Genomic DNA, 12537 nt, shown 5'->3' on the forward strand with positions numbered 1-12537 from the left:
GATTTATGATTGGGTGGTTGTGAGAATGTGAGCAATTACTCTTACATCAATATTGAGTCTTTTCAAGCATTAAGTGCAATCTCTGATGGAAAGATTTACTCTTTGTAATTAAAATCGAATCACACTCACAAAGTACACTTAAACTTATATATTGCATCATATTTACTAAGAATTAAAAACTCTAAGAATAACAACTCTATCCTTCTCTTATCAGCTTAAAACAGCTAACAAGAGATTCAGAGGCTTGGCTCTTTGTTCTTGTAACTAATGCAATATATCAGCTTGCTACGATTTTTATTTGTTTGAACCACACATCTGCACACCAAAACTTTCGTAGAGACGAATTGATGATTTGTCTCTACGGAAGAATTTATTTATTCGAAGTTAGCTGCTGACAAAGTAGGTGCGGGAAAATAGTTTATAAGCAATAACTAGAAAATCAGCATCAAACTACATTCTGTGTGTTTATTTCTAATCCTCCACTTAATGGTGATATTTATTACATGTAAGTAATTAATTCTATTCCCATTCAATAGTTCCAGGTGGTTTAGAAGTAATATCAAAGACTACGCGATTAACACCTTTGACTTCGTTAACAATTCGATTAGAAATAACTTCTAAAACATCGTAAGGCACTCGTGCCCAGTCAGCAGTCATACCATCTTCACTTGTGATAATTCGTAAGACAATAGGAAAAGCATAAGTACGCTTATCACCCATGACACCAACACTACGAATTGGTAATAAAACAGCAAATGCTTGCCAGTATTCGTTATACAGACCTCTTCGGTTAATTTCTTGACGCACGATTAAATCAGCATCTCTTAAAATATTTAACCGTTCAGCTGTAACTTCACCAATAATGCGAATTGATAAACCCGGTCCAGGGAAAGGATGACGTTGAACAATTTCCTCAGGTAAACCAATAGAACGTCCAACTTTGCGAACTTCATCTTTAAAAAGCTTACGCAGTGGTTCGACTAATTTGAACCTCAGATCTTTGGGTAATCCCCCCACATTATGGTGACTCTTAATTTTAACTGCGACACGCTCCCCAGTTCCCGGATCCACATTGGTGTCAGCAGATTCAATTACATCCGGATATAAAGTTCCTTGTGCCAGATAATCAAAAGGTCCCAATTCCTTGGAACTTTCTTCAAAAACACGGATAAACTCATGTCCAACAATCCGACGTTTTTCCTCGGGATCTATGACTCCACTCAAGGCAGACAAAAAGCGTTCGCGAGCATTTACATACTCTACGGGAATGTGAAACTGCTCTTGGAATAGCTTAACCAAGCGCTCTGGTTCGTACTTGCGCATAAAACCTTGATCGATAAAAACGCAAGTCAAGCGATCCCCAATTGCTCGATGCATTAAAAATGCCAGCGTAGAAGAATCAACTCCTCCAGACAAAGCTAGTAATACCCGTTTTTGACCAACTTTGGCACGAATTTCACGAATAGCTTCCTCAACAAAAGCCTCAGTTGTCCAAGTTGGTTTGCAATTGCATATTTGAAAGACGAAGTTTGAAATTAAAGCCGAACCACCGATGGAATGTACAACCTCGGGGTGAAATTGAACTCCATAAAGTTTTCTTTCATGATCCGCAATGGCAGCACAGGGAGTATTCTCTGTATGGGCTAACAAATCAAATCCAGGTGGCATTTTTTGTACGGAGTCTCCGTGACTCATCCACATAGTTGTGCCATCTTCCACATTGGTAAGCAAATATGTGGGGTCATCTATGTGTAAAGATGCTTTACCATATTCAGCCAACTCGGCTTTTGTAACCTCTCCTCCCAGTTGCTTCACCATTAGTTGCATTCCATAGCAGACTCCCAAAATCGGTATACCCAAATTCCAAATTTCTGGGTCACATTTAGGAGCATTTTTGTCATAAACCGAATTAGGACCACCAGAAAACACAATCCCTTTGGGATTTAATTTGCGTAGTTGCGCTGCAGTTGTTCGATAAGAAAGAACCTCTGAATAAACTTGAGTTTCTCTGAATCTCCTGGCTATAAGTTCTGAATACTGAGAGCCGAAGTCGAGAATCACAATCATTTGACGATTTACCTGTCCCAAAGATTTTTCTTCTTGAGACATTACTTCTGTTGGTAGAGTCACCGCTGTAGTCATGATCGGGAGAGTGTGAGTTGAATTGAATGACAAAATAGTGGCTATTCGGTTTAGTTAAATACCATTTTTCGCTCTTTTCGCGTTGATAATGGTATTAGATAGCATGCAGACACATGTTCACATGCGTCTGTTTTTACCCAGATACGTATAAATGGTATTAAGAAGAAAAACTTAGTCTGGCGTGGTTACCGAAAAACTATTAATTGGTTTTCACTGTTTGTGATTATTCATATAAAGTTAACATAATTTTGTCGGTCACACGCAATTTGTTTGAGTTCTCACAATATCTTGACAAAGGTATTAAAACAAGTAATAGCTTAATTTACTACTTGGATATGAGTAGTATTACTCAAAGTAAATAAGATTTTTTTTATTGTCTCAAAAGTACATTGTTTGTATTAAAGTCACGTTGTTTGTTATGGAATTATATGTCTTTTTTAATACTGATAAACTATCTTTGATTTCCACAAATACTGTAAAAATAAGTGTAAAGTAATTCATAAGACAACGAAGATGATAATTAATAAGTGACAAATTATAAAAAATGAGGAATATTGAAGTTTGGCTTCTCAATTCCTCGAACTCATGTATGTATAAAGTTTTTCGAGTATATTAAATTCCGACAGATGATAGTAAAGATTCCATATTTTCCCTAGACATTCCTTTTTCGATATAGCGAGGAGTTTCGGGATTGTAAGGACTTTCAAGGCGATCTATGGTGATTATGGTTGCATTATCGGGCAAAACAGGAATATCTGGGTCGAAGGAGGTAGGACGCATTAAAGAACTAGCAAATCCTCGAAAAATTGCTATTCTATCTTCTTCGCCATTAATTTCCACTGATACAAGCAAAACTTCTTTGGGATAGTTGGCGGTATATTTTTCCAACCGCTTACCAATTGTATCTTGCATAAAAAATTCAAAACTAGTCTGGATTGGTCACATCAAACTGACGATGAGATATGAAGTAGAAGTAAAGGAATTTTTAACTGTTAAATATCCAACTTATAATGCGTGCTAAGGTCATTGCCCATGTTAGCCTTATTACACTGCTATTAAAAGCAAAGATATTGAATAATTATGTTTTGGAATTCCCAACTTCAATAGAAGATCTATTTTTGGAATATTCCACTTTGTAATATTCCAATTACAAAGCATTACTGTTTGATTGCCGAACGTCCGCGCTTATTAAGCTTAACAAATGCAAAATAGCAAAAATAAGCTATGTACATTGTTAAACCAACAATACCGAAATTTCCTAGACCACTTACATCATTATCATGATGAAAATATTCTTTGAAAATTGATGGTGCTTGTAACCAGACTTGACAAAAATTTGTCTTGAAGTTTGCAGGTGAAACACAATTCAAAAAAGGTAAAGTAGCGATCGCGCCCAAAACACAATATAAAGTGATAGCCCAGCGCCAAGAAGAAAAAATCAGTTTTAAAGGACTATTAGGCTGATATTCAATCTCATCGTTCAAGTCTATCCAAAACCATAGGGAAATTGGAATTAGGATTCGTCCTGCAAGTCCAGAAATAAAGGCTATTCCATGACCACCCATCATTAAATAAATGGTAATTAAAAGCAAACTTGCTACGCGCCAGTAAATAATTAACAAGCGTTGCATAGCTTCTGCTTTCTCTACAAATACCCAAGCTAGTAGAATCAGGGGTAAGATTACTGTAAACAATACTGCTAGTCGGTAATCCATCCACACTAGCCCGGTAAACCAAAGGTCATTCATAATTTTTTTAGTGACAATCAATCGGGAAACCTGACTCGGTAGCTGTTTGCTAACAGCGTTACAAATCCTTGCTACTAGCCAGTTAACAACTGAACATATAATAATCAGTAATTTGACTGTGGCAAAGATATTTTGATGCTCGGTGAAGAATTTAGATAGATTTTAAGTTTTATTCGCTTTTATTGCCTAGGAGATGGCATATTCCTTACTTGGTATTGATATATATACAAGTAATTTGCAATAAATAACTTGCAATACATAAATCCTCCTTTTGTCCCTTCCAGATCGAAAATCAAGAACAAAAGGAGGTTATTGTTTGCGAATATAGAATATGAACTGTTATTAGTCAATGTTAGGGAGCCTAGGATTATTCCCCACACTGAATAACTTGTTGAGGTTGTTCGCCTAAAAACTCAAATTACAAGCTGAAAATTGATATGGTCTAATCGTCGTATACTCTGCATTCTGCAGCTTCAGGATTGTCGTCACAATATTTTTCGAAGGAGGTTTTTTGCTTCTCTTGACGTTGATGGGATGCTTCAGCTTGTAATTCTTCAACTGCATCCCAAGCTGCTGCACATTCTGCAGAACTATCGCCGGAAGTATCGCAAACCTCACGAGCTTGTTTGACCTCTTCGCTAATTTTATTCTGGATATCACTCATTGTTTTTCTTACCTTTATGTTGTTAATACAAGTATAGAAAAATTCCTACATAGGCAATTAATGTCGCTATGTGTCTTCATTTTACATAATTAGACTACGACCTTTAGTAATTTATTACTAAGTGAGATTGAGATTATATTTAGCTCACACAAGTCATTATCGAACTTCCAGGGTAATTATTCTGAGGTTTTCATCCTTTGGATCTTTTAATATTTTTATAAATTATTATTCATCAGAAATGAATAATAGAATGTCTGTGGACTATATTTGTAGGACAAGCCGGAAATTAAATGTCTGCTCGATCCTAAATGGGGCAAGACACTATGGTTTTTATGCTTGGCAAAGTCTTCCGTAGGATATATTCTATACTTTTATGGGAGAAGCAAAGAGTAAGTAAAAGCCTCAAATAAAGCAAGGGGAATTAAGATTAATGTCAGACAAAATGCGGTGGGCAAATGCTCTCTCAACCCGTCCTTCCCTAGAAGCAGCAATTACAGATGTTGTCGAAAAAGCAACATCTTTGCTCGCAGTACCTGCAGATTTAGGACTGGTTTTCATTTCGTCTGCATTTACCAGCGAATATTCCCGACTCATGCCTTTACTTGCTGAAAAACTTTCAGTACCGGTACTAATTGGTTGTAGTGCTTCTGGTGTGATTGGGATGACAAAATCAGGAGTGACTCAAGAATTAGAAGCAGAGCCAGCTTTAAGCTTGACATTAGCCTACTTGCCAGATGTAGAAATTGAACCTTTTCACTTGATAGCTGAAGAATTACCAGACTTAGATAGTTCTCCGGATGAATGGGTAGATTTAATTAATGTCCCACCTTCTTCTAAGCCTCAATTTATTTTATTTGCAGGTCACGATCCTGCTGGTATTAATGATTTATTACAAGGGTTAGATTTTGCTTATCCCGGTTCAGTGACTATCGGAGGACAAGCAAGTTCCAGTATTGGCGGTCGCGTTGCACTTTTTTATCAAGATCGCTTGTATCGGGAAGGAACTGTAGGTATTGCCTTAAGCGGGAATATTATTTTAGAAAGTATTGTTGCACAAGGGTGTCGACCTATTGGTCAGCCTTATCAAATCACTAAGGGTGATAGTAACATCATATTAGAATTAGATCGACAAGTCCCATTAATTGTATTGCGTGATCTAATTGATAGTCTTACAGAAGAAGAACGAATGTTAGCACAAAATTCCTTGTATGTGGGCGTGGCGATGGATGAATTTAAATCTTCTTTGGGACGAGGAGACTTTTTAGTTCGTAGATTATTGGGAGTTGACCCCTCTGCTGGAGCACTTGCCATTGGCGATCGCGTCCGCAGAGGACAACGCTTACAATTTCACATTCGGGATGCGCGGACTTCTGCTTCTGATCTAGAGTTACTCCTAGAGCAATACCAAAGTCAGCGCGATAATAAAGGTCAGGCAGCCTGTGCTTTAATGTTTTCTTGCTTGGGTAGGGGAGAAGGACTCTACGGTAAACCCAATTTTGATTCTAAATTATTTAGACGCTACATTAAAGATATCCCTTTGGCTGGCTTTTTCTGTAGTGGTGAAATTGGTCCTGTGGGCGGTAATACTTTTCTGCATGGTTTTACCTCGGTATTTGGTATTTGCAGACAAGCCGGAGAGTAATAAAGTGCTGCAGTTATCAATTAGATTTAGGGTGCCATCTTCGGCTAATGCAGCATATTTTTTAAAGTAATTACCAATTTTCTCTGGGAACAGATCGCAATCAAATAAGGTATCTCCATCAGCAATATTTGCCCAAAATTCCCGTAAACTGGGAGCCATTGCTTCTGCTTGAGCTAACGGAATATTTAAGGGTGGTAATGTCAAAAACTTAACAAGAAATGGGAAACTGCGATCGCCCATCCACTTGCGGGAACTGTACTGCAGATTGGGAAATTCGGGTACTGACTCAACACGATAGGACATTACCTGTAACCATTCTCTGCCATATTTATCTTCGTGGAATTCTAGTAACCTGTAGGGATGGGGATAGCTGACCAAAGAACCTGTTGTTACTTCGTATATTCCCTCACTGTAAGCAATATCTTGTACATGTAAATGTCCTGTAAATATTAGTTTTACCCCGTAGCGTCGGAGAATAGCCAATAAATCTGGAGCATTATCCAACATGTAACGACTTGCCATTGGATGACGAGATTGATTGGGCAAGTGCTCTATTACGTTGTGATGTACCATCACTAGGACAAGCTCATTTTTTGCTTGTGTCAGTACTTTTTCTAACCAGCGTAATTGTTTATCACCTAAATGCCCGATTTGATTTCCTTGTTCGTTAAAATAATTGGAGTTTAGACCAATTAATCTAACTCCGGGGATTAATTCACAAGTGTAGTAAAGTTCTTCAGTATCAGCGTAACCAAACTTGCGATAGTAACTAGGAAAAGTAGAAAAAGCTATGGATTGCTCGTTTGCTTCTAATACGGGAACATCATGATTTCCTGGTATGACGTAAGTAGGAAAAGGTAACTTACTTAATCTTTGTTGTAACCAAGTATGATTTTTTGCTTCTCCATGTTGAGTTAAATCTCCTGGCAACAATAAAAAATCAAGATTTAATTGTGATAAATGTTCAAGGGCGCTTTCGAATGCTGGAATACTCACTTCCACTAAGTGAAATCTACTTGGATGATCCCAAATTGTTTCGGGAAGTCCAATATGTAAGTCACTGATAATGGCAAACCGAAATTTAAGAGTCATTGAAATATAAGTAAAATTTTCAAATTCGAATTTTAAAAGGCTTTTTAAATGAGTATAACTTTCTTCGCTAGTAATAGTACAAACAATAAGAATTAATATTTGTATATATTTAGTCTCAAAGAAAAACATATTTACTTAAATCATAATTACGACTGATTGACATTTGAACGCGTCAGTGAAAGTATTTTAATTCTTTGTTCTATTGTCTACGGAATTGACAAAAGTTAATGTTTTGTTTTTAGATAAAAATCTAATTGTTTCTATTATGATTCTAATGTTATTAGCAAAACTGATATAGAATTGCTCCTTGAATTCCACTCGAAATTCAGTATAATTTGTGTTTTCTATTAAGAATTTGTCTAATTTTAAGAGTAAATATAGCTAAACAGTACTTCTGCGAACGCAAGCGAAACTGAATTTTTATATAAAAATATGTAATTTATCGCAAAAAGGAATGTAAATTTTGGCTGCAATCAGAGTTCGTCAACATGTAAACCCACTTTCCCACAAATACCAACAAAAAATTACTGCGATTGATTGGAAGAAAATTTATGCTCAACCAGAGCAACCATTACTTCTCGATATTGGATGTGCAAGAGGAAAATTTATATTGAACATGGCGCAAGTGGAACCAGATTGGAATTTTCTCGGTTTGGAAATTCGCGAACCTTTAGTTCATGACGCCAATAATTGGCGAGATTCCTTGGGGTTGAATAATCTTCATTACTTGTTTTCCAACACCAACAACCCATTACAAGATATGTTATCTTCTTTACCTAAAGGTGTTTTACAACGTGTGACCATTCAATTCCCCGATCCTTGGTTCAAAAAACGCCACGCAAAAAGGCGCATGGTGCAACCCCAGTTAGTTAATGAGATTTCTGAATATTTAGTATCTGGGGGTATGGTATTTTTGCAATCAGATATTGAGTTTGTTGCTCAGGAAATGTGCGATCGCTTTAACGAGCATCCTGCTTTCTACAAAGAAAATGAGCAAGGGTGGTTAACAGAAAATCCTTTACCCATACAAACTGAAAGGGAAATATATACTTTAGAAAAAAATAAGCCGGTATATCGAACTGTATTTAAAAGAAGAAATACATAGCACAGAAGCACAAAGTATCAAAAATTTAGAATTACTTTATAGAGTTTTCCCTATGATTTATTTAAGGTAAGCAAGATTGAGTATTTGCTTATCCTATGTTTTTCTCACAAAAAAACTGCCTTGTCTTGTCAAGGCAGTTATTAAGGTCTTGTTAGGGTTTTATTATGAATGTGATTTGTCTGATTTTTTCATAAATCTGGCTTGAAAGCAGGTATACTCAGATACAAAATTAGGTGATAAATATCATAAATAATGTAAAGTCTGGCAAACTAGATGTGATTTCTCTTCATATTGTGGCTTGTTAGTGGGTACTTCACCTTTGTCCAATAAATATAGCAGTTTTCATTTGAATCAAATACATTTTCTAATTCCCAAATGTAGAGACGTAAAATTATGACCTTACGGTCACGCAATACCTACGGTACGCTTGCGCTAGGCGCTAATACGTCTCTACGAAGTGTACTACACTCAACCGAAAACCCCCATATTAGTATTAATAATTTACTGATACTTTTGGATAGCTTAAAGATTGTATGAGATTGACTAATCCTTCAATTTCCAATGGTTTAGAGATAAAAGCATCAATCATTTCGAGACATTCTTTACCAATATCTGAAGGAGAATGTGCGCTCATCAAAATAATAGGGAAAAAATACTGCTTTGGGGTTTGTCTAATATGTTGAATAACTTGATACCCATTCATTCTTGGCATCATAAAATCTAATAATAATAAATCAGGAATCTTCGATTCTATTTTGTCGAGTGCTGCTTTTCCACTATAAGCAACATCAACTGTATAGCCAGCAGCAACTAAAACAACTTGTAATAAGAGTGAATTATCTACAATATCATCACAAACAAGAATATGTTTGATATCATTATTTTTGTGTGAAAAAATCATATTTAAGCATCAAAAACGAAGTGTAAAAAAATTGTAGATGCTTCTGAACATTACTTTTAATATAGGATACAGAGTTAAAAGTATTATTATTGACTTCAGTAATCTGTAATCATTTTCTATTAAATAAATAGATAAACAATGATATAAATCACTACGAAATTACAATATTTTTTAATTCCAAAAGTGAATTTTACTTAGGTTATTTGTACTAATAAATACTTTGTTTGCAGCTTGTCTGTGTTAAGTAAATAAAGGTGATTTTAATCACTGCTTTTTTTCTTGAGCAAAATAAGATTTATATATCTTGCCCATACAATCTATCACTCGTAAATATTCAACGCCAGTTGCATTTGCTCTGGCTTTTTCTATTAAGATATAACTATTATTTATACCCCATATCACAATCAAGAATCACAAAATAGCTACGCTAGCAGTGATTAAATAGTAAAAATGGGAATAAATTGATTATTGTCGATGTAAAATTACAATTTAATTAACTAGAATTTTAATCGGTCGGAGTTTTAATTAATCAGAGTTTAATTAGTCAGAATTTAATTAATCATAATTGTGTTTTGGCTAATAATATCTCGATACTTCATGATTATTTTACTAGCGATAGCATCCCAACTGTAATGCTGTAATGCATATTGCTGTGCTTGTAAACCACGGTACTGTCTTTCTTCAGGTTTTCTTAGAGCTTCCCGTAATATATTTGCTAGAGCTTGTACGCTTACTTCACATACCCACCCAGATTTACTATCGCGTACTTCACTGGAAATATGTACTTGGTCTGAAATTGCAACTGGTGTTCCGACCACCATTGCTTCAGCAACAGCTATTCCAAAGTTTTCGTAGTAGGAGGGTAAAACAAATAAATCAGCAGCTTGTAATAATACAGATTTCAACTCTCCGGTTACAAAACCTGTTATGGTAGTACAATTTTTTAATTCTGAAGCTTCAATTTGTTTTTTTATTTTTTGTTCGTAACTTAGATTTTGCGGGTTGGTACCTGCTAATACAAAATGAAATTTAAAATTTTCTGATAAAAGTTTTTCCAAAGCAGGAATTAAAACATCTAAACCTTTTTTTGGGTCTATCCTAGACATGAATAATATTAAAGGAAAATCTCCATAAATATTGTATTTATCTAGGATGATTTGTTTTCTATCATAGTGAATCACTTCACTATATTTCTCTTCTAATTTAGCTACTCCTAAAGGAAGTATCAAATCTTTTGTTACTCTTCCAAATCTTTCTGAAACTTTTGCTTCTTGTTCGCTAGTAAAATGAACCGCAGCAGCATTGGCTAAATTAGGAGACTCTAAAACAGCTGCGTAAAGCTGTTTTAATTTTCGTTTCTTTTGTAGATCGGCAGGATCTAGAGTCCCTAAAGGACGTAATATATAAGGTAGTTTGTGACGACGACAAATTGTCGCAGCGATACTACTAATTGGTGAAAATAAAGCATGAATATGGGCTAAATCAAATTCATGAGCATGACGATTTAACCAACGGAACAAATCAATAGAAAACTTATAGCGACGAAATGGCGCACATTTAAAATAAATTATTTGATAACCATCTTGTTCTATTACTTGATTTAAAGGTACCTCCAGAGTTTCTTGACCAGTATCACCATTGCTATTAGTGGTAATAACAGTTACTCTTATACCTTGTTGTGCTAACGCAGGTGCTAATCCTAGTATCATTTGACTAGGACCACCATAAATTAGAGAAATTGAAGGAACTATTTGAAGTATTCGCATTTATTTATTATTCTTATTAGCTATTTATTATTTATCTACTTCTTCCAATACCCAATCCCCAATTATTCATTATTAATAACTTCTTGATAAAACTCTAGTTGTTGTTTAGCTAAAGCTTTATTGGTATATTGAGCAATAACTTTGCGGTAACCCATCAAACCAAGATTTTCAGCAAATCCAGGTTTTTCTATTAATTGCAATAAACAGTTTGCAAGTGCTTTGACATCACCTTCTGGGAATACCAAACCAGCATCACCAATTACATGAGGTATTTCTCCAGAGTTGGAACCAATTACAGGTACTTGACATGACATTGCTTCAATAATTACATGACCGAATTGTTCTTTCCAACCCACAGAAGTTAAAGTTTTAAATTTATACGTAGTTTCAGAAGGTAGAACTAAAGTATTCATCAAATTGATATAGTTACAAACTTCATGATGGGGAACACTTTCAACTAGAATTATTCGGTCTTGAATATTATTTTCTGTAGCTTTATTAATAATTTCTGATTTTAATTCACCTCTTCCTAGTAATAAAAATTTCCAAGGTTTATCTTTGATACTGATTAAAGATTTGAGTAATGTTAGTATCCCTTTTTCTTGAACAAATCTGCCAACAAAACCAACGACAAAATCTGTATCTGTAATACCTAATTTTTGTTTTAATTCTGGCTGTGAATTAGGTTTAAATAATGTATCATCTACACCTAATTGAGGCATCACTTTAATTAAACCTTGATAACCACGCTGACGAAGAATTTCTGCTCCATCCTGATTCCCAGAAATTATTCCATGACTGTATTTAAGATTATATTTTTCTAAAAAACTAGCTAGAAAATTTAACTGATATGGAAGATTCCACCAGGTAAAAAATATATTTTTTGCTTTTATTCCTAATAAATTATTTAAAGTAATAATTTCTGCATAAGCTAATCCCCTCGAACCTTGTTCTACTTGAACAATATCAGGGTTGAAATTACGTATAACTCCTATTAAATCTGTACCAAATGTTAATAAACCTTGATGATTTTGACTGAAGTTAGTAATGGGAATTATACGAAATGAATCTTCCTCATAATATTGAGCTTCAGTAATTTTTTTTTGTACTCCACCAGGTCTCCAGCGCTTTGGTACTAAAACTGTTACTTCAATATCTGGTGCTAATTTAGATAAAGCTCGTAGCTTTTCACAATTCAGATTAACGATATAAGTATGACTTGCTACTAATATTTTCATTTATGTCTTGGAGATTAGCTATTAGGGGTTCGCGATTAGGAAATAGCAGATGATAGGTAATTAGTTATGGAACTAACCACCTGATTTATATATTTTTCTAGGTTTTTGTCTATTTTAGGACTTACGCAACTGGCATATTTTTCCTGTAGGGTGTGTGACGCTGTGAAAATATCTGAACGTAAGAATCAGACTTATAGCGTCACGCACCAACCACCAATTGTGACACTTGCGTAAGTCCT

Annotated in this window: 9 protein-coding genes and 1 pseudogene; 2 read left to right on the forward strand and 8 right to left on the reverse strand. The window is 35.0% G+C overall.

Going from position 1 to position 12537, the window contains the following annotated elements:
- Positions 1–519: 519 nt before the first annotated feature.
- The 4 genes from guaA to QNJ50_RS26465 all read right to left on the reverse strand — a co-directional run bounded on the left by guaA (position 520) and on the right by QNJ50_RS26465 (position 4554).
- The gene (gene guaA / locus QNJ50_RS26450; protein WP_300641573.1) at positions 520–2142 is read right to left on the reverse strand and encodes a glutamine-hydrolyzing GMP synthase; all 1623 of its coding nucleotides are present in this window, start codon (positions 2140–2142) and stop codon (positions 520–522) included.
- Between the two features lie 612 nt (positions 2143–2754).
- On the reverse strand, positions 2755–3054 hold the full coding sequence (locus QNJ50_RS26455; RefSeq protein WP_300641575.1) for a hypothetical protein: 300 nt from the start codon (positions 3052–3054) through the stop codon (positions 2755–2757).
- A 245-nt stretch (positions 3055–3299) separates the two neighbouring features.
- Positions 3300–3890, reverse strand: coding sequence for a DUF3177 family protein (locus tag QNJ50_RS26460; RefSeq protein ID WP_300641578.1), 591 nt, complete (start codon positions 3888–3890; stop codon positions 3300–3302).
- Between the two features lie 442 nt (positions 3891–4332).
- Positions 4333–4554, reverse strand: coding sequence for a Calvin cycle protein CP12 (locus QNJ50_RS26465; protein WP_027842240.1), 222 nt, complete (start codon positions 4552–4554; stop codon positions 4333–4335).
- A gap of 442 nt (positions 4555–4996) precedes the next feature.
- Here QNJ50_RS26465 and QNJ50_RS26470 point away from each other — a divergent pair.
- Positions 4997–6067 (forward strand): annotated as a pseudogene (locus QNJ50_RS26470) (FIST N-terminal domain-containing protein); the annotation flags it as partial.
- Here the strand turns inward: QNJ50_RS26470 and QNJ50_RS26475 are convergent.
- Positions 6062–7288: a metallophosphoesterase gene (locus QNJ50_RS26475; protein WP_300641581.1), complete on the reverse strand. Its 1227-nt coding sequence runs from the start codon at positions 7286–7288 to the stop codon at positions 6062–6064. The pseudogene QNJ50_RS26470 and the gene QNJ50_RS26475 overlap by 6 nt on opposite strands.
- Before the next feature lie 463 nt (positions 7289–7751).
- Between QNJ50_RS26475 and trmB the strand changes: the two genes are divergently transcribed.
- On the forward strand, positions 7752–8393 hold the full coding sequence (gene trmB, locus QNJ50_RS26480; protein ID WP_300641583.1) for a tRNA (guanosine(46)-N7)-methyltransferase TrmB: 642 nt from the start codon (positions 7752–7754) through the stop codon (positions 8391–8393).
- A 493-nt stretch (positions 8394–8886) separates the two neighbouring features.
- Here the strand turns inward: trmB and QNJ50_RS26485 are convergent, their stop codons facing one another.
- From QNJ50_RS26485 to hpsO, 3 genes are all read right to left on the reverse strand, one after another.
- Positions 8887–9294: a response regulator gene (locus QNJ50_RS26485; RefSeq protein WP_300641585.1), complete on the reverse strand. Its 408-nt coding sequence runs from the start codon at positions 9292–9294 to the stop codon at positions 8887–8889.
- A 551-nt stretch (positions 9295–9845) separates the two neighbouring features.
- A complete protein-coding gene (gene hpsP / locus QNJ50_RS26490) occupies positions 9846–11060 on the reverse strand; it encodes a hormogonium polysaccharide biosynthesis glycosyltransferase HpsP (RefSeq protein ID WP_300641587.1) in 1215 nt (404 codons plus the stop codon).
- A gap of 62 nt (positions 11061–11122) precedes the next feature.
- The gene (gene hpsO / locus QNJ50_RS26495) at positions 11123–12298 is read right to left on the reverse strand and encodes a hormogonium polysaccharide biosynthesis glycosyltransferase HpsO (RefSeq protein WP_300641589.1); all 1176 of its coding nucleotides are present in this window, start codon (positions 12296–12298) and stop codon (positions 11123–11125) included.
- Positions 12299–12537: the final 239 nt, after the last annotated feature.

It is taken from the genome of Mastigocoleus sp. MO_188.B34 (genome assembly GCF_030065675.1).
Taxonomy (GTDB): domain Bacteria; phylum Cyanobacteriota; class Cyanobacteriia; order Cyanobacteriales; family Nostocaceae; genus Mastigocoleus.